The sequence below is a fragment of the Rothia sp. P6271 genome, from assembly GCF_048512995.1.
Taxonomy (GTDB): Bacteria; Actinomycetota; Actinomycetes; order Actinomycetales; family Micrococcaceae; genus Rothia.
In genome coordinates this window covers 177,027-195,644 of sequence record NZ_JBLXXV010000001.1, presented here as the reverse complement: position 1 = coordinate 195,644, position 18,618 = coordinate 177,027, and the positions used below count along the sequence as shown (strand labels likewise).

Sequence of the window (18,618 nt, the reverse complement as noted above, 5' to 3'; positions counted from 1 at the left end):
CACTGAAAGGAAACATCGTGCTCATTGCACAGCGCCCCACTCTGAGTGAAGAGGTCGTAGCGGAAAATCGCTCACGCTTCACCATCGAACCCCTTGAACCGGGTTTCGGATACACCCTTGGTAACTCCCTTCGCCGGACGTTGCTTTCATCAATTCCAGGTGCAGCTGTAACCAGCATCCGCATCGATGGTGTTTTGCATGAATTCAGCACCGTGCCTGGTGTTACCGAAGATGTCACCGAGATTATCCTCAACATCAAAAAGCTTTCAATCTCTTCTGAGAATGACGAGCCTGTAGTCGCTTATTTGCGTAAGCAAGGTGAAGGCGAACTCACTGCAGGCGATATTGAGGTTCCAGCCGGCGTGGAAATTCACAACCCACAGTTGCACATTGCAACCTTAAACTCCAGCGCAAACTTTGATGCTGAGCTCATTATTGAACGTGGCCGTGGCTATGTTTCTGCAGCTCAGAACAAAACCGGTGATGGCGAAATCGGTCGTATTCCGGTCGATTCCATCTACTCTCCTGTGTTGAAGGTTACTTTCCGCGTTAACGCAACTCGTGTTGAGCAGCGTACCGACTTCGACTCCCTAATTTTGGACGTCGAAACCAAGGAAGCTATCGTTCCTCGTGATGCTGTGGCATCGGCAGGTAGCACTTTGGTAGAGCTCTTCGGCCTAGCCCGCGAACTTAATACTGCTGCAGAAGGTATTGAGGTTGGTCCGTCTCCTGCAGACGAATCAATGGCAGCTGATCTTGCTCTTCCGATTGAAGATTTGGAAATGTCTGTTCGTTCATATAACTGCCTCAAGCGTGAGGGCATCCACACCGTGGGTGAACTTGTTGCTCGCAGTGAAGCTGACCTTATGGACATTCGTAACTTCGGTGCAAAGTCTATCGATGAAGTCAAGGCGAAGCTCACTGAGCTTGGTCTTGCGTTGAAAGACTCACCTCCCGGTTTCGAGCTCGCTTCACGTTTGCACGACGACGACGCTTACGGCGATTTCTAATCCCGGTTCGGATACCCTCACTACGGTGAGACGAACCTCAGGTCACAAACTTGGTTCCACACTCTTCGCAAAGGAGCGATGGAACAGTAATTCCATGGAGAAATAATTATGCCTACTCCCACTAAGGGTCCTCGCCTCGGCGGAAGCCCTACACACGAGCGCCTCATGCTCAACAACCTGTCTCAGCAGCTTTTTGAGCACAAGCGCATTACCACCACTGTTACTAAAGCAAAGCGTATGCGTCCTGTTGCAGAACGTTTGATTACTTTCGCGAAGAAAGGCGATTTGGCTGCACGCCGTCGTGTTCTACGTTCCCTCAGCGACAAATCCGTGGTTCACGAACTATTCACCGTAATCGCTCCTGCTATGGCAGAGCGTCCTGGTGGATACACTCGTATCACCAAAATCGGTAACCGTAAGGGCGACAACGCTCCTATGGCTGTTATCGAATTGGTAATGGAGCCCGTAGCCGCTGCTTCTGCTGTAGCCGAAGCAACCACAGTTGCAAAGAACTCTGCTGCTGTTGCTGAAGAAGCATCTGCACCGGTTGAGACCGAAACTGCTGCGCCTGAAGCGGCAACAGATAACGGCGCTCTTCCTGCTGGCGCACATGCTCCTTTGGAAAACGGCGAAGCTCCTGAAGGCTTTGAAGTTAAAGGAAACGCTGATTCCATGAAGTATCACGTTCCTGGCTCACGCTGGTACACCAGCACTAAGGCTGAAATCTGGTTCGATTCCCCTGAGTCCGCTAAAGCTGCAGGTTACGCACCTGCAGGTGGCGAAGCAGCTCAGAAGGTTTCTGAATAATTCACCTCAAATAGCTTTTAGCTAAACTCTGCCGTCCGTAGCTAGACTATGGACGGCAGAGTTTTTCTATGTGCAGGAGAATCATGACATACGTGGATATGGCAGAAGATAACTACCAGCGTGTTCGTATCGATTTAGCATATGATGGCACTCCCTTCGCAGGCTGGGCAAAGCAGCCTGGGCTTGTGACGGTTGAGGGCTGTCTTGAGCAAGCTCTTGAGATGATTATTCGCACTCCTGTTCGTCTGGTTGTCGGCGGTAGGACAGATGCTGGCGTTCACGCTACGCATCAGGTTGTTCATTGTGATATTGAGCGTAATCGCTGGGAGAGTCTTCCTGGGCGGAGCCAAAGCTTGCCGGCTGAGGCGTTGAATCGTCGTCTTAGGGGAGTGCTGGGAAGGGTGCTCACTGAGGCTGAAAAAGAGCTGGGACTGCCTGCTCGTTTTAACGGTTTTTTGCACGGAAGTATCCGCATTCTTGCGGTGTCTGCTATCTGCCACACGTTTGATGCTCGTTTTTCTGCTACTGGGCGCTCTTATCGTTACCTAATTGACGATGGGAGTAGTTGTTTTGGGGATTCTGCTTTGTATCGTCGTTTAGCGTGGCAGGTAGATACTCCGTTGGACGTTGCCTTGATGAATGAATCGTGTGAGAGGTTATTGGGTCTTCATGATTTTTTGTCATTTTGTAAGCCTCGTGAGGGGGCAACAACTATTCGGCAACTACGTGAGTTGAGCTTTCATCGCACAGAACAAGGCCTGATTCGTGCTGATATTAGAGCTGATGCTTTTTGTCATCATATGGTTCGTTCGTTGATTGCTGCAGCAGTTTTGGTCGGTTCTGGTGCTCACGATGGTGAGTGGCTAGGGGATAGAGTCAAAAACCCGTTGCGAGACTCTCAGATACGTCTTGCGCCACCATGGGGGCTGGCCTTATCTGAGATTACCTATCCTGAAGAAGCAGCTTTTGAAACGCAAGCTCGTCAGGCTAGAGCTCGTCGAGAGCTTTGATGTGATGGGGAACTCGAAATTAAAAGAGATTCCTGTGGATTAACTGGCTGTGCTCATGTATAGTTTTATATATTGTGCGTGTTCTGTCCTGGTTGAAATACCTTCAGAAATAGCTCAGTTGCAGAGCAAGTATTTGTGAAGCGTACAGGATATAAGAACAGCAGATGCGTTTGGTCCTCACCCAAACCCTGTTGACCGCATATAAGTAATTAGGCGCGATACCCAACTAAGCGCCAACTGTTCAAACGAGACAAAGGCGAAATTTTGCGCACTTACACTCCGAAACCCGGTGAAGTAGAACGCCAGTGGCACGTCATTGACGCTACTGACGTAATCCTGGGTCGTCTTGCCAGCCAGACCGCAACACTGCTGCGCGGAAAGCACAAGCCGACTTTTGCTCCTCACGTTGATACTGGCGATTCTGTCATCATCGTTAACGCAAGCAAAGTTGCACTAACCGGTGCAAAACTAGAACAAAAGCGTGCTTACCGTCACTCCGGTTACCCGGGTGGACTGAAGTCAGTTTCTTACGCAGAACTTTTGGAATCAAATCCAGTTCGTGCTGTAGAGAAAGCTGTTAAAGGCATGCTTCCTAAAAATAAGCTTGCAGCACAGCAACTGAAAAATCTTAAGGTTTATGCAGGTGCAGAGCACCCGCATGCTGCACAGCAGCCTAAGACCTTCGAAATCACTCAGGTCGCCCAGTAATTCGGGCCAACGAAAGAACATTAGGAGAAATCGTGGCTCAGAATGAAGAGCAGATCGTAGTAGAAGAAGAGCTAACCAGCTACACTTCTGAATCTTCCGCTCCCGTAGCAGAAGAGGCAAAAGCATCCCGCCCAGCGCTTACCGTTGCAGGTGCAGCAGTTGGTCGCCGTAAGGCAGCAGTTGCTCGTGTTCGCGTTGTACCTGGCACCGGCCAGTGGACCATTAACGGTCGCGCACTCGAGAACTACTTCCCTAACAAATTGCACCAGCAAGAGGTTAACGAACCTTTCAAGATTCTTGAACTTGAAGGCGCATACGATGTCATCGCACGTATCCACGGTGGTGGACCTTCCGGTCAGGCAGGTGCTTTGCGTCTAGGTATCTCACGTGCATTGAACGAAATCGATGTTGAGAACAACCGTCCTACCTTGAAGAAGGCTGGCTTCCTTACCCGTGACGCACGCGTTATCGAACGTAAGAAGGCAGGTCTTAAGAAGGCACGTAAAGCTTCACAGTTCTCCAAGCGTTAATCTTCGCAACGAGAGCATTCGAGCGCTACACCATTCAAAGGCAGGATCTCCCAAAGAGGAGATCCTGCCTTTGGCGTATTCAAAGCATATATTTTCTGGTATCGGAATTGTTCTTCACCATTGATTTCATTCTATGAGCAAAAAATCCTCTGCCTCAAGATAGCAGAGTAGGATGGAAAGGGTGTGCTGGTTCATCCAACACACCCGCTAATTAGGGTGTATATGCCAGTAACACTGTGTCTTGGTTCTAAAGCTCTTTAGAATATGAATGGAACCAAAAGAAACTCAACGGAGAGGGCAGCTATGGTAGCTACCAATGGAAACAACGAGAATACCGAAGCTAAGGTTGAAAAACCTTCAGTTTCAGGAAGCGATACTCACCAGAAAGAAGCTATTAAAGCTGCTTTGAAAAAAGAGGTACGTCGCGTTTCTGTCGTTGAAGACTATTCAGCTGAGCTAGATGAAATTGCTTCATTGACGAAGAAACTTTCAGGTCAAAGTAGTGACTCTGATGCATGGAAAAAGGGTTACCCTTACGATAAAAAACTTTCACGTAAAGAATACGAACGTGAGAAGAGAGCCCTGCAAATTGAGCTTTTGAAATTACAATTGTGGGTTAAAGAAACCGGACAAAAAATCCTCATCATCTTTGAAGGCCGAGATGCTGCCGGTAAAGGTGGATCCATTAAGCGTTTTACCGAACATCTTAACCCTCGCGGGTCACGGGTTGTGGCGCTAGAGAAACCCACCGAAATAGAACAAACCCAATGGTATTTCCAACGCTATATTGCCCACCTTCCTGCCGGTGGAGAAATCGTGATGATGGACCGCTCCTGGTACAACCGTGCAGGAGTCGAACGCGTTATGGGCTACTGTAGCTCGCAGCAGTACTACGAATTTATGCGTGAAGTACCAGATTTAGAGCGTATGCTTGTGAACTCTGGTATTAAACTCATCAAATTCTGGTTCTCAGTGACTCGTGCAGAACAGCTAGCTCGCTTCAACTCTCGTCGTACCGATCCGGTCCGTCAGTGGAAACTCTCACCTACAGATTTAGCCTCTTTGGACAAATGGGATGCCTACACTGAAGCAAAAGAAGCAATGTTCTTCTATACAGACACCGGTGATGCTCCATGGACCGTTATTAAATCTAATGATAAAAAACGTGCCCGACTTGAGGCAATGCGTCATGTCTTGAGCCAATTTGATTACCCCAATAAAGATAAAGATGTTGTTGGTAACGTTGATTCTTTGATTATTGGTCCTGCTTCTGCAGTCTTTGACGATGAAGACCCTGAAAATCCAGAAGGATTTCCAATTCTCAAAGACGAGGATAATTAGACTAAAAGGCGTAGAATAGCCAGTGATGTCGAAAAGATTATTTGGAACCGACGGTGTACGCGGTCTAGCGAATGAGCTCATTACGCCAAGTATGGCTCTAGAGCTCGCGCAGGCTGCCTCCATCGTATTAGGGTTCAATACGGTAGAAAAAGGTACCCGACCCAAGGCACTTATCGCCCATGATTCCCGTATTAGCGGTGAGTTCATCGGATCTGCGATGATGGCTGGTTTTGCTGCCTCTGGTGTTGATGTGTGGGATGCTGGTTTAGTTCCCACGCCAGCAGCAGCATATTTGGTTGGGGCTACAGGTTCAGACTTTGGTGTGATGATTTCAGCTTCACATAATCCTGCTGAAGATAATGGGATTAAATTCCTTGCTCGAGGCGGTAAGAAGCTCGATGATGCCATCGAAGATGAGATTGAAGCGCTATACCGCTCCAAAGAGTTCAGGTACCCCACCGGTGGGGAAGTGGGGCGTATTCGTCCTCTCACCGATGGTGAAGACCGGTACGTGACGCACTTGCTTTCGACCATTCCTGGCCATCAACGCCTCAACGGTCTGAAAGTTGTCCTCGACTGCGCAAACGGTGCAGCCTCAGGTGTTTCGCCAGATGCTTTCCGCATATTAGGTGCTGATATCGAGGTTGTTGCTGCCGCTCCTGACGGAACTAACATCAACAATGGTGTTGGTTCTACTCACCCAGAAAAGCTTCAGGAGATGGTCGTTAAACATGGAGCGGATTTTGGTGTTGCCCATGATGGTGACGCTGATCGTTGCATCGCAGTAGACGAACAAGGCAACCTTGTTGACGGCGATAAAATCATGTCAATCATTGCGGTAGCGATGAATGAGGCTGGAAAGCTTAAAGATAGCACCCTCGTTGCAACAGTGATGAGTTCTTTGGGACTTGAACTATATCTCCGAGAACAAGGTATCAAATTGGAGCGTACTTCTGTAGGTGACCGATACGTTCTTGAGACGATGAACGCTCAAGGATACAACCTTGGCGGCGAACAATCTGGGCATGTCATTATGAGTGATTATGCAACTACCGGTGACGGTGTGCTCACCGGTCTGCAACTTGCCGCAGAAATTGTTCGTACAGGCCTTCCTCTCTCAGAACTGGCTAGCCGCATGAAGGCAACTCCTCAATGCCTGATTAATGTTCCGGGAGTCGACCGTGATGGTGTTGCAACCTGTGAGAAGCTTCAACAAGCTATTGCAGAGGTTGAAGCGGAGCTCGGTGAAACTGGCCGTGTCTTGCTCCGCGCATCGGGAACGGAACCTTTGGTTCGTGTCATGGTAGAAGCCTCGGAGCAAGAGACTGCTGATCGTTTAGCAGCCTATTTAGCTGATATCGTCAAACGAGAACTGGGTTTGTAAGTGGCAAGGGGATTCTTCTCTAACACATCATAGATAAGAATCCCCTATATGCATTAGAACCTCAGACGGTTCTGATGCACAAAAGGAAAAAGGGAAAAAGTTACTCCCCATATCTTGTACAAGATATGGGGAGTAACTTTTAAGTATTTTATTGTGTTAGTTCAATAAAGGTTACTTGGAAAGAGCGTCGCGGATTTCCTTGAGAAGAACGATCTGAGGATCAACTTCTTCTGCTTCTTCTTCACCAGCTGCAATTTTAGCTGCGCGACGTTCGTTCATCTTGTTGATGGGGGTAACGATTGCGAAGTAAACAGCTGCTGCGATGAGGAGGAAGTTCACGACTGCGGTGAGGAATACACCAATCTTGATTTCGCCGAATACGAGGAAATCGTCGAAGCTGGGGGAGCCAACAAGCATTGCGATTGCAGGCATGATGACAGATTCAACTAGTGCGGTGATAACTGCGGTGAAGGCGGTGCCGATGATAAGACCTACTGCGAGGTCGACGACATTGCCACGGGTAATAAAATCTTTAAATCCATTAAGCATGTATATAAGAGTATCTTTGTCCTGAACTAATTTGAACGTTTAGAAAAGATATTTTCTCTTGAAAATGGTGTATTTCATCACATGGTGTGACATGGGATATTGACCTATCCTACTTTTTGAAAAAAATATTAGTTTTGTTCATTTAGAGGTATGTAGGAGCCGGACCAAAACCCCAAAATGTTTCTAAACAATCAGCGTGAGATTGATAGTATCGTTGAGCCTCAGCAGCCCCGATATATCGAAAATGCCATGACTCATAGAAATAGCCAGTAAACTCATGCTTCCAATACGGAAAACGCAGAATAAAGCCAAAACGGTGAGCTTGACGAGCAAACCATTGAGCTTCGGGAGTTTGAGAAAAACACACTGCAAGATTGCAGCCTCCTGAGGCTGAACCAATATCAAGAGCCAAACCTGTTTGATGTTCTGAATACCCAGGACGAGCAGAGGCAGTATCAGCTTGTTCCTTACCGTATGTGTTGACCCAATGCTTGTAGGTGTTAACTTGGTCTTCATATGATCGGTAGCCACTCAACGCTGTAGGGGATAGCCCCTGCCGTGTTGCCTCGAGAAACAGCGCCTGAGCGTGTTCAGCAGCTTCTGCACGTAGTAGTACTGGCCCAAAAGATACCAAATCCTGTGGATGATAGTGAATCGGTTCAAGCGGGTGGTGCTTGTTCACGAGAACAGATAAAGAATCGGACTGAAAATGATCGTCTGAAGACTCTGCCTTCAACGAAGGCTCCTCCACCTGTGGCGACTCTACCGGGTCTGAACCTACCGTGGGTTTTTGCCTCAATTGACCCCGTTGAGATGATTCTTTATGCTCTTGAGCCTGTTCAATATGAGAGGTACATGAGCATAAAGGAAGAGCTGCCGCAGCCGATAAAAACCATCGACGGTCAAAAGAACGAGAGCCTGTCATCAACATTAATTCTTTCTCAAGAGCACACGAGAAATACTATGATCTGCTCCTTTAGAAAGAATCAGCTTTGCACGTGCTCTTGTCGGACGAACATTTTCTAAGAGGTTAGGTTCATTAATGCTCCTCCAAATTGATGTTGCAATTTTTATTGCTTCATCATCTGAAAGGTCTGCATAACGATTAAAATATGAATCTGGATTTTGAAAAGCATGATCACGCAACGATAAAAAACGATCAATATACCAGCGTTCAATGTCGCTTGTTCGAGCATCAACATAAATAGAAAAATCAAAGAAATCGCTCAATGACAATGCTGCTTGGCTTTGACCTCGTAATTTAGGTGGAGCCAAGACGTTAAGCCCCTCCACGATTAAAACGTCAGGTGAGGTTACCTCAATTTTTTCATCAGGAATGATGTCGTAGAACAGATGTGAATACTTTGGTGCACTCACTTGAGGAACACCAGACTTTACATCAGCAATAAAACGCAAAAGTGCCCGACGGTCATAAGATTCTGGAAAACCTTTACGCGCCATAATTCCACGGCGTTCAAGTTCAGCATTGGGATAGAGGAATCCATCTGTTGTAATAAGCTGAACATCTGGTGTAGAAGGCCAACGGCTAAGCAATGCTTGAAGTAGGCGTGCGGTGGTTGACTTACCAGCTGCTACAGAACCTGCAACCCCGATAATAAAAGGAACACGACGCTGTGATAACCCAAGAAAATCATTGGTCATACGATTAATAGATGCGGTGGAATTGGCATACAGATTCAATAAGCGAGACAACGGAAGATACACATTACGCACTTCTTCGACATCGAGAGTTTCTCCCAACCCGCGTAATTGTTCAATTTCAGATTCGCTAAGTGGAACCTCAATTTCTGAGGAAAGACGCGACCACGTGGCACGATCTAATTCCATAAACGGTGAGTGTCGCGATAATAAAGGGGCTGAGCTCATTGAACATATTTTAGTTCTCTTCACCTAGAAAAACTCCAATATAAGGGCTTTAGCAAGAACGTGTCAGAAGATAAAAGAACAATGAGTGTCCAACACTGCGCGTGGCACACACCTAAAATTTTCACGGTTCTCAGGTAGTATTAGCTGTATGTGTGGAATTGTAGGATATGTTGGTCTGGGTTCTACCCCAGACGGTAAAAAATTTGATCACAACTCATATGATGTTGTCCTTGAAGGGCTCCGTCGCCAAGAATACCGCGGATACGACTCCGCCGGTGTTGCTGTTATCGGCGATGCAGGCATCGAGTTCCGTAAAAAAGCAGGAAAACTAGTTAACCTCATCCAAGAGGTCGAAGAAAACCCCATTGCAGATTCTCATATCGGCATTGGACACACTCGTTGGGCAACCCACGGCGGACCCAATGACTCTAACGCTCACCCTCATGTCGTTGATAACAACCGTTTAGCCATCGTTCACAACGGCATTATCGAAAACTTCGCAGAACTTCGTGGAGAACTCAGCGCTAAAGGCGTTCAGTTCCTATCTGAAACAGACACCGAAATCGCAGCAAACCTCATTGCTGATATCTATAACAACCTCGAAGAAAAAGATCTCACCGAAGCTATTCGCCAAGCCTCTAATAGGCTTGAAGGTGCCTTCACCATTCTTGCTATCCACGCGGACTTCCCTGACCGCGTAGTAGCGACTCGTCGTAACTCACCATTGGTCATTGGACTCGGCGAAAACGAAAACTTCCTCGGCTCTGACGTCTCTGGTTTTATCGACTACACCAAGCGTGCCGTCGAAATGGGACAGGACCAAATCGTAACCATCACGGGAAATGATTACTCTATTATCGACTTCGAAGGAAACCCCGCAGAAGGTAAACCTTTCGATATTGAGTGGGATGCTGCCGCAGCAGAAAAAGGCGGATACGAATCCTTCATGGAAAAAGAAATCCATGAACAGCCAGCTGCTGTACGAGACACCCTTATGGGGCGTTTTGACGAAAACGGAAACCTTACTCTCGACGAACTAAAGATTGATGACAGTATCCTTCGCTCTATCGATAAAATTATCGTTGTAGCATGCGGTACCGCTGCATACGCTGGACAGGTGGCACGTTACGCAATCGAACACTGGTGCCGTATCCCCACAGAAGTTGAACTAGCACACGAGTTCCGTTACCGTGACCCCATCGTTAATGAGAAAACCCTTGTTGTTTCTCTCTCACAATCAGGGGAAACGATGGATACTCTGATGGCAGTACGACACGCACAAGAACAAGGCGCAAAAGTTGTCTCTATCTGCAACACCACCGGCTCAACCTTGCCACGTGAATCTGACGCGGCACTATATACCCACGCCGGGCCAGAAATTGCTGTAGCTTCAACGAAAGCGTTCTTGTCACAAATTGCAGCAGCCTACCTGCTAGGTCTTTACCTTGCTCAGCTTCGTGGCAATATGTACAAAGATGAGATTCAGCAGGTCTTGAGCGAGTTGCAAGCGATGCCCGAGAAAATTCAAGAACTTCTCACTAAAGAACAACAAATCAAAGACCTTGGTATCTCCATGAAAGATGCTAAGTCTGTGTTGTTCCTCGGCCGTCACGTCGGGTTCCCCGTGGCACTTGAAGGCGCTCTTAAACTCAAAGAGATTGCTTACATCCATGCAGAAGGCTTCGCAGCCGGCGAGCTGAAACACGGACCTATTGCTCTTGTCGAAGAAGGACAACCTATTTTCGTTGTTGTTCCTTCACCTCGTGGACGAGACTCTCTGCACTCTAAAGTTGTCTCTAACATCCAAGAAGTACGAGCACGTGGCGCAGTAACCTTGGTGATTGCAGAGGAAGGCGATGACGCAGTTCTCCCATACTCTGACCATGTCATCACCTACCCTCAGTGCCCAGCTCTCCTTCAGCCTCTACTGGCAACTGTGCCACTGCAAATCTTTGCATGTGCACTTGCCGGAGCTAAAGGCTTAGACGTTGACCAGCCACGTAACTTGGCAAAATCTGTGACAGTGGAATAGAATCGCAAACCATCAACGGGACAAAATCCTTGTAGTACCGTTGAGGTGAATTCTTCAGGGGGTGGAGAACCATGAATAATGGTTCTCCACCCCCTGACTTATTAGGGTGAAGCATGGGGGAGTAGTAGATGATTATTGGGACAGGCATTGACGTTGTCAATATCGACCGATTCGAAAAAATAATCCATAAAACACCGGCATTACGCCAGCGACTCTTCAGCGAAGAAGAACAGCAAAAACCGATACGCTCACTGGCAGCACGTTTTGCTGTTAAAGAAGCTGTTGCAAAAGCTCTAGGGGCACCATCAGGGCTGTCATGGAAAGACTGCTCTATCGTAAATAACGTTAGCGGAGAGCCTCAACTGCTTCTGTCGGGGACGGTCAAATCCTATGCCGAAAAATTATCTATCAACCACTGGCATATAACGCTAAGCCACGATGAACCAATAGCCACTGCTATGGTGATAGCAGAACATCTTAGCGCCGAAGAACTAAAACTTCTCAGAACCATAGAACATCTTAAAAAGAGTAACTAGCGCCGAGTAACTTCAAAAGATCTCAAGGATGGACGGTCGATATGGATTATTTAACAGGCATAGACGAATACTACAAAACATATTCTCGTGAAAACCTCCAAAGCGATATACTTCTGCCCACCCCCTCTGACCATAAATACACTCGTGGAGTTTTAGGTATTGTCGCAGGCAGCTCAGAATATCCTGGTGCTGGATTGCTGACCACAAAAGCTGCGGTATACAGCGGGGTGGGTATGGTGCGCTTCCTTGGGGCTGAAGCCCTCAACGTCCTTATACATATACACGTTCCAGAAGCTGTATGTACTACAGACCGTGACAAGACGCCTACCCCTGACGCGTGGTGTGTAGGTTCTGGCGCCACAGGAGAAGAACGACAAGAACTTCTCGAACGAATCATTGCTGAACCGACTCCGGCAGTATTAGATGCTCAAGCGTTACCCTATTTTGCTCAAGCTATTGCCCTGAACGGTACATCTCAGGCTCCTCGTATTGTGACTCCTCACGCTGGCGAACTGCATCAAATGCTTACTTGGATTGCTTCGCTTAACCCAACGTTGTGGAATCAGCACAGCTCACAAGAAGTCCCACCACAACAAGAGATTCTCAAAAACCCCGGATACTGGGCTAGGCACACTGCTCAGCTAACGGGTGCAACGGTACTTCTCAAAGGGCATACTAGCTATATCGCTAACTCCGAATATGAGCATGGTTATGCTCTTCAAGCGCCCCATAGTTGGCTAGCCACAGCAGGAAGTGGAGACACCCTAAGCGGAATTATCGGTTCGTTTCTTGCCACACACCAGGCTCATGCCAGAGAACAAGAATTATCGTTGTCAGCTGTAGATTTTTTGCGTGTTACCGCAAGCGCTGTAGCAATTCATCATCAGGCAGCGCAGAAGGTTCATAGTAGCGAATACGGGGGTCCAACACCACCTAGCCTAGTGACAGAATATATAGCGCAGGCTATTTCAGAGACATTCCTGTGATACCTCTGTGATGGTAATAAAAATTGGTGGGTTTCCAGCTCTGGAAACCCACCAATTTTTTAAAGATATTAAGAATGCTAATAGGCGCCTTTTTTCGCAAAGACTGCACGTACGGTGCGGAAGAGAATAATAAAGTCACCAATAATCGACCAATTCTCAACATAGTATAGGTCTAGGCGAATAGATTCTTCCCATGAGAGGTCAGATCGTCCAGAAACCTGCCATAGACCAGTAATACCTGGTTTGACTAGTAGACGGCGATATGCTTCTTCCTCATACTGATTGACCTCAGTTTCCAATGGAGGACGAGGCCCCACCAAGGACATGTCACCAACAAGCACATTCCATAGTTGAGGTAATTCGTCGATGGAATATTTCCGGATGAACTTTCCAACTTTGGTCACACGAGGATCGTCTGCCATCTTGAAGAGGACACCATTTCCTTGATTCTGACCTTCTAGCTCTTTTTTGAGTTCCTCAGCGTTGGTCACCATGGAACGGAACTTTGCCATCTTGAACGTCTCACCACGGTATCCTACTCGCTCTTGGAAGAAAAATATTGGTCCTCCATCTAGCTTGATAATGATACCGACAACAATCAGTAAAGGAGCCAAAATAATAAGGCCTAACGCAGAACACACAATGTCAATAGTGCGTTTAACAAGGGCAGAGAAACCCTCCATACGAGGGGTTGATACGTGAATCAGAGGAACGCCGTTAAGCGGCTGGGTGTGGATACGCGGTCCAGCGATATCAGTCATGGCTGGGGCCAGAATAAGCTTAATATGGGAAGCCGCAAGATCCCATCCCAAAGTTCTCAACTGCTTTGGGGTGAGCCTATGCCCTGAAGATACTGCAACGGCTTGAATATTATTCTCCACGCATACTCTAAGAATTTCTTGGGAGTCCGTGCTATAACCAAGAATTGGAGCTTCAACATCGGAGATGACTTTTCCTTCGGAATATCCAGGTAGATAAAAAGCAACCGGATTTAAACCTGAAAGTTGAGCTTCTGTCAAAATATCGTAAAGATGTTTACCAGACTCGGTATCCGAAATCACCAAAACACGGGTGAGAGCACGTCCGCGTCGACGCCAATGAACGAGGTAGCGACGTAGACTCCATCGAGCAGCTAATAGTAGTCCGACCCCTAGAGGATAGGCTATAAAAATATAGGTGCGGGCAAAATCTACCTTCGTCATGTACGAAAAAATAGCTAAGCCGCAGAAGAAATAGGTAGTAGCTTTGAAAACTAGACGATACTCATCGGTTCCTTGTCCTAGATACCGGATATTGCGAGAATTAGAGATATCAAGTGTGATAAACCATAAAATGGCAAGAACAAAACCCGTAGCAGTATAATTCCACGACGCATCAAAACGACCGAGCACTTCAGCGTTATTGAAACCAAAACTCACAATATGTGAAAAAATGATGGTGAACGTAATCACCAGAGCATCGCAGAGATATAAGGCCGCAACAACTTTAGGTTGCCAGGTTTTAAGACCGTGGTTTTCTGACCAACGTTGTTTAATGATGGTATTGCTAGCCACCTGAAGATTCCCCCGAATATTTCCCTAACATAAAGACCTAAGAGACACCCCTAAAAATTTGTATCTCCTAGTAAAACATCAGTATGTGAATAATACGCTATCTGACGTTATTGCGCTTCCCCCATGATAATCCTATAGGTGCAGTAAACAGGCGCATCACATCAAGAAGAAGGATAAATGTGGACAAAATTTCCTTAAAGAATGAATCTTATTAAGGTAAATAGACACAAACATGATGAACTGACGCTTAGCTAAGCCCTGCTTCTGTGAGAATAAACTCTATAACAGGGGTATATAAATGTGGAGTAACATTGTCATCCATTGGAACAACCTCCAAAATATGACCTTGTTCAGCAGAAACGAAAAGCCCCGGATCATTACAATCAGCAATACCAATAGTGTCAATACCAGCAGAAGCCGCAAAACCTGCTAAACCGTGATCTGCAATGACCAAATCAGGCACAACACCACGCTCAGATAATTGAGACAACACAAGAGACATAGGCCCAGGAAAATGCGTATGCTGAAGCCCCCCATACTGCTCAAAAACAACGACATCAAAAATCTGGCGAAGATCCCCATCTAAAAACCGTTCACCCTCGCGAATACTCAGAACCTGCGCCCCACGAGAACGAGCCGCATATGCCATCTGCGCATAAATCGGAAACAGCCCAGCTGGGTGCCCCGTCGCAAAAAGAAGCGACTTCTTCTCACGGACCGCAGCACCAAAAATACGAGCATAACGGCGCAACGCCTCAACACACAAACGAGCGCTAATAGTATCTTGACCTGTACGATACTGCGGGTCATCTACGATGCCTACTCGACGAGTCATCACCTCAAAAACATCGTCATACGTCCAAGAGCGAGTCCATTTCACCCCAAACTCTAAATGTTCATTACCGTCAATAAACCCCTGAACATGGCTGAGATTATTCTCTCGAGGAGTCGCAACCTCACCCGTAATTTTAGAGGCATCTAAATACGCCATAAACTCATCATCAGACATCGTAAAATGTTGAACACCAACACCCTGAGGATACATATTGCGCTCCTTCGACAAAACAGAAACTTTTCTACGCCAAACTCATAAGAGTTCTATACAAGCTAAGCATATCTTCTGCACTATGCTCCCATGTTTTCACCCTCGCACGTTGAACACCATTGTGCCCCAATAAACGCCTACGTTGTGGCGAACGAACCATCCGCTCTAAAGCAAACGCCCACGCCTCAGGAGTGCGCGAAGCAACCAACACTCCACTAACACCATCTGCAACAGCGCTTCTGAGACCATCAACATCACTTGCTAAAACCGCAGCACCACAGGCTTGAGCCTCTAACGCCACCAAACCGAAAGTCTCAGAAGAGGAAGGAACCGCTACAATATCCGCCTGACGGAAAAACTCCGCCAACTTTTCTGGAGGAAATGAAGGATAAAAATCAATACACTCATCCACACCTAGCTCTTGGGCACGAGAGACAAGCTGTCGATGATACTCAGGGCTACCCTGCCCGATAAAAGCACACCTTATAGATATATCAGGAGGTAAAAGAGCAAGCGCCTCCACCAAAATATGCACACCCTTTAACGGTTGAGGACGTCCTGCAAAGACCAGAAAACATTGAGAAGAAGAACCCTCATGAGCACGGCGAGATGGTACTACGTCATGAAAAACATGAGTATCAACACCCGGAGGGATGACGACAACCTTCTCTTTCTGCACCCCATACCAACGCACCATCTGCTGAGCTTCATCAACAGTGTTAACCACCAAAGATGTAACTTCTCGACATATCTTCTGCTCACCCTCGTACCGCGCCTGAGGCTCACGATCTTCACCCTGCCCAGAACGAGCATCCTTAGCGGCGGCGGTTGTGTGCATGGTGTGTACCCACGGCACAGAATAATCCTTCCATGCAATCTCTCGCAAAGAAAGAACACACATACCTGAGAGCCAATAATGAGAATGCACCACATCAGGTTTTTTTACCGCTGAACGAGATACAGCCATTGCAAAATCATCGACGATTAATGGAAGCTGTTCTTTTGCTGCGCCTACAGCAGAATCCACACGAACGTTATGTATAAGTGTCCGAGGTAAAAATTCAGATACCTGCACTGACTCTGAAGGAGAAGAAGAAGTATCTAACGTAAAAACCTCCACCGACAAGTCCGGATGCAGCTTCAACAACGCCTGAAGAGAACGAAGAATATACACATTCATTCCACCAGCATCCGCGGTGCCAGGCTGATCTAACGGAGAAGTATGCATCGACATAATATGAAGATGCATCCTAGAAGAGTTAGAAAAACTAAGCTGAGAAAAAAACTTTGTAGTATCGTGCTGCACCTTTTTACTGTATTGCACAATAAACACAGACGCACCTATTTATCCTTAAGATACGTCACGAATGGGATGCACTACACCACCAACAGAGGAACATGAGATACTAAAAACCACAAACCTCAGGAGTCCAACCATGCAACAAACACCCTCAAAATATCACCCAGATGAAAACGACCTCGAACGTCTAGCCATCATCAATACCCACGCTATCGGACACAACGTTCAAACCATCCGAAAAAATATTGGAAACCGAACACTAATCGCCATTATCAAAGCAGACGCCTACGGACACGGCGCAGTCCCCGTAGCAAAAACAGTGTTAGAATCTGGCGCTGACATTCTTGGAGTGGTACACGTTAGCGAAGCTCTCAAACTCCGAGAAGCTGGGATTGAAGCGCCCCTGATTGCATGGCTCCACACACCCCGTACACCTTTCAAAGCTGCCATAGCACATAACGTCCAACTAGGCAGCTCTGGGTGGGACCTCGAGTACATTGCACAAGCTGCAGAACAACTGAATAAAACTGCTCACGTCCACCTCAAAATAGATACCGGTTTAGGGCGTAACGGATGCACCCCCGACCAATGGGAAACATTCTTCGTCCGCGCCAAAAAATATCAAGACCAAGGTCTTATCAACGTCTGCGGTATCTTCTCACACCTCGCTGTAGCAGATGAACCTCAACGTATCACTGAAACACAACAACAACTAACAAACTTCTCTGCCGCCATACAACAAGCCCAAACACTAGGACTACACCCCAAATACATCCACTTGGCCAATACACCCGGAACCTTATGCGCAGGAGAAGGACTCTACGAACAAGAACTACTCGGTAACACCGTGCGAGTCGGTCTTGGACTTTACGGGCTGAGTCCTATTGAGGGTAAAACCTCACAAGAACTGGGTTTGCAACCAGCAATGACACTGCAAACATACATTAGTGCAGTCAAAGAAGTCCCCGCCGGACAAGGAGTCTCTTACGGGCTCAACTACCGCACCTCACAACCGACAACATTGGCACTCATCCCCATGGGATACGCAGACGGTATTCCTCGTATCGCACAGAACGCACCAGTGCGTATCTACCGAGAAGGCTATCCAGCACAAAACCATACTGTCGTTGGAAGAATTGCCATGGACCAGATGGTGATAGATCTTGGCCAAGCCGGATTATCAGAGGATAAGCACGGATACTTAGGCGCTCGCGTTGTCATCTTCGGAGATGGTGAAAACCCGCCTGTAGAAGCTTGGGCTGACGCTGCTCAGACTATCAACTATGAGATTGTCACTCGTATTTCTGCTCGAGTTCCACGAGTCTACCGTCCCTAAAAAACACAGAACAAAGAATATGATGAACCAGACCGTAACTTTCGAACTGTCTTCTATAGAAGACACCCAAAAGATTGCAGAAGCCTTAGCACCACTACTACAACCAGCAGACCTCATCTTACTCAACGGCGAATTAGGAGCCGGAAAAACGACTTTTACACGTTGCCTTGGGCAGGGGCTCGGCGTACGTGACGGAATCATTTCTCCGACCTTTGTCCTTTCTCGAGTGCATCCTAACCTTCCTGACGGTATTCGCCCAGGTGGGCCTGACCTCGTCCACGTAGATGCTTACCGTCTGAGCAGTGCCGAAGAAATTGATGACCTTGACCTCGAATATTCTCTAGAACGTTCGGTGACGGTTGTTGAGTGGGGAGAACATAAAGTCGAACACCTCAGTGATTCTCGCCTAGAAATAGACATCATTCGGGCAACCGGAGGAGACGGAGAAATCCCGTTCCAACAGACCTCTAGCGACGATGACGCCGATGAACACAGCTCAGAGCCACGTACTATGATGATTCGTGGATACGGGCCTCGGTGGGACAGCACGAACTGGAACGCTATAATGCAAGCACTCTCGGCTGTCTTGAACGCTCAACAATAA

The 18,618-nt window shown here is 47.3% G+C and carries 18 protein-coding genes; 12 read left to right on the top strand and 6 right to left on the bottom strand.

Features of this window, described 5'->3' with window-relative positions; translation table 11 throughout:
• Positions 1-17: 17 nt before the first annotated feature.
• From ACN08X_RS00860 to glmM, 7 genes are all read left to right on the top strand, one after another.
• Entirely contained in the window at positions 18-1,010 is a 993-nt protein-coding gene (locus tag ACN08X_RS00860; protein WP_419100845.1) for a DNA-directed RNA polymerase subunit alpha, read from the top strand.
• A 108-nt stretch (positions 1,011-1,118) separates the two neighbouring features.
• Positions 1,119-1,817: a 50S ribosomal protein L17 gene (gene rplQ / locus ACN08X_RS00855; RefSeq protein WP_419107651.1), complete on the top strand. Its 699-nt coding sequence runs from the start codon at positions 1,119-1,121 to the stop codon at positions 1,815-1,817.
• Positions 1,818-1,900: 83 nt separating this feature from the next.
• The gene (gene truA / locus ACN08X_RS00850; protein WP_419107650.1) at positions 1,901-2,827 is read left to right on the top strand and encodes a tRNA pseudouridine(38-40) synthase TruA; all 927 of its coding nucleotides are present in this window, start codon (positions 1,901-1,903) and stop codon (positions 2,825-2,827) included.
• Positions 2,828-3,091: 264 nt separating this feature from the next.
• Entirely contained in the window at positions 3,092-3,535 is a 444-nt protein-coding gene (rplM, locus tag ACN08X_RS00845) for a 50S ribosomal protein L13 (protein WP_419102915.1), read from the top strand.
• A 32-nt stretch (positions 3,536-3,567) separates the two neighbouring features.
• Positions 3,568-4,065: a 30S ribosomal protein S9 gene (gene rpsI / locus ACN08X_RS00840; RefSeq protein ID WP_419100841.1), complete on the top strand. Its 498-nt coding sequence runs from the start codon at positions 3,568-3,570 to the stop codon at positions 4,063-4,065.
• Between the two features lie 303 nt (positions 4,066-4,368).
• Positions 4,369-5,406: a polyphosphate kinase 2 gene (gene ppk2 / locus ACN08X_RS00835; protein WP_419105614.1), complete on the top strand. Its 1,038-nt coding sequence runs from the start codon at positions 4,369-4,371 to the stop codon at positions 5,404-5,406.
• Positions 5,407-5,431: 25 nt separating this feature from the next.
• Positions 5,432-6,790 carry a phosphoglucosamine mutase gene (gene glmM, locus ACN08X_RS00830; RefSeq protein ID WP_419107649.1) on the top strand — a complete coding sequence of 453 codons (1,359 nt, stop codon included), beginning with the start codon at positions 5,432-5,434 and terminating at the stop codon, positions 6,788-6,790.
• Between the two features lie 171 nt (positions 6,791-6,961).
• On the opposite strand, the gene mscL is transcribed toward glmM, so the two are convergent.
• From mscL to coaA, 3 genes are all read right to left on the bottom strand, one after another.
• Positions 6,962-7,339 (bottom strand): large conductance mechanosensitive channel protein MscL, encoded by a 378-nt coding sequence (gene mscL, locus ACN08X_RS00825; RefSeq protein WP_419100838.1) that lies wholly within the window; start codon positions 7,337-7,339, stop codon positions 6,962-6,964.
• A 142-nt stretch (positions 7,340-7,481) separates the two neighbouring features.
• Entirely contained in the window at positions 7,482-8,270 is a 789-nt protein-coding gene (locus tag ACN08X_RS00820) for a M15 family metallopeptidase (RefSeq protein ID WP_419107648.1), read from the bottom strand.
• Positions 8,270-9,226, bottom strand: coding sequence for a type I pantothenate kinase (gene coaA, locus ACN08X_RS00815; protein ID WP_419100836.1), 957 nt, complete (start codon positions 9,224-9,226; stop codon positions 8,270-8,272). Before coaA ends, ACN08X_RS00820 begins: the two co-directional genes overlap by 1 nt.
• Before the next feature lie 148 nt (positions 9,227-9,374).
• Here coaA and glmS point away from each other — a divergent pair, with 148 nt between their 5' ends.
• The 3 genes from glmS (at position 9,375) to ACN08X_RS00800 (ending at position 12,780) form a co-directional block, all read left to right on the top strand.
• Positions 9,375-11,258, top strand: coding sequence for a glutamine--fructose-6-phosphate transaminase (isomerizing) (gene glmS, locus ACN08X_RS00810; RefSeq protein WP_419107647.1), 1,884 nt, complete (start codon positions 9,375-9,377; stop codon positions 11,256-11,258).
• Positions 11,259-11,386: 128 nt separating this feature from the next.
• Complete coding sequence (locus tag ACN08X_RS00805; RefSeq protein WP_419105609.1) at positions 11,387-11,794, top strand: holo-ACP synthase; 408 nt, start codon at positions 11,387-11,389, stop codon at positions 11,792-11,794.
• A 41-nt stretch (positions 11,795-11,835) separates the two neighbouring features.
• Positions 11,836-12,780, top strand: coding sequence for an ADP-dependent NAD(P)H-hydrate dehydratase (locus ACN08X_RS00800; protein ID WP_419107646.1), 945 nt, complete (start codon positions 11,836-11,838; stop codon positions 12,778-12,780).
• Positions 12,781-12,857: 77 nt separating this feature from the next.
• On the opposite strand, the gene ACN08X_RS00795 is transcribed toward ACN08X_RS00800, so the two are convergent.
• The 3 genes from ACN08X_RS00795 to ACN08X_RS00785 form a co-directional block, all read right to left on the bottom strand.
• Positions 12,858-14,333 carry a sugar transferase gene (locus ACN08X_RS00795; protein WP_419107645.1) on the bottom strand — a complete coding sequence of 492 codons (1,476 nt, stop codon included), beginning with the start codon at positions 14,331-14,333 and terminating at the stop codon, positions 12,858-12,860.
• Between the two features lie 247 nt (positions 14,334-14,580).
• Positions 14,581-15,378, bottom strand: coding sequence for a phosphatase (locus tag ACN08X_RS00790; RefSeq protein WP_419107644.1), 798 nt, complete (start codon positions 15,376-15,378; stop codon positions 14,581-14,583).
• A gap of 31 nt (positions 15,379-15,409) precedes the next feature.
• Positions 15,410-16,612 (bottom strand): glycosyltransferase, encoded by a 1,203-nt coding sequence (locus tag ACN08X_RS00785; protein ID WP_419107643.1) that lies wholly within the window; start codon positions 16,610-16,612, stop codon positions 15,410-15,412.
• A 202-nt stretch (positions 16,613-16,814) separates the two neighbouring features.
• Here ACN08X_RS00785 and alr point away from each other — a divergent pair, with 202 nt between their 5' ends.
• On the top strand, positions 16,815-18,014 hold the full coding sequence (gene alr, locus ACN08X_RS00780) for an alanine racemase (RefSeq protein WP_419107642.1): 1,200 nt from the start codon (positions 16,815-16,817) through the stop codon (positions 18,012-18,014).
• A gap of 19 nt (positions 18,015-18,033) precedes the next feature.
• A complete protein-coding gene (gene tsaE, locus ACN08X_RS00775) occupies positions 18,034-18,618 on the top strand; it encodes a tRNA (adenosine(37)-N6)-threonylcarbamoyltransferase complex ATPase subunit type 1 TsaE (RefSeq protein ID WP_419100828.1) in 585 nt (194 codons plus the stop codon).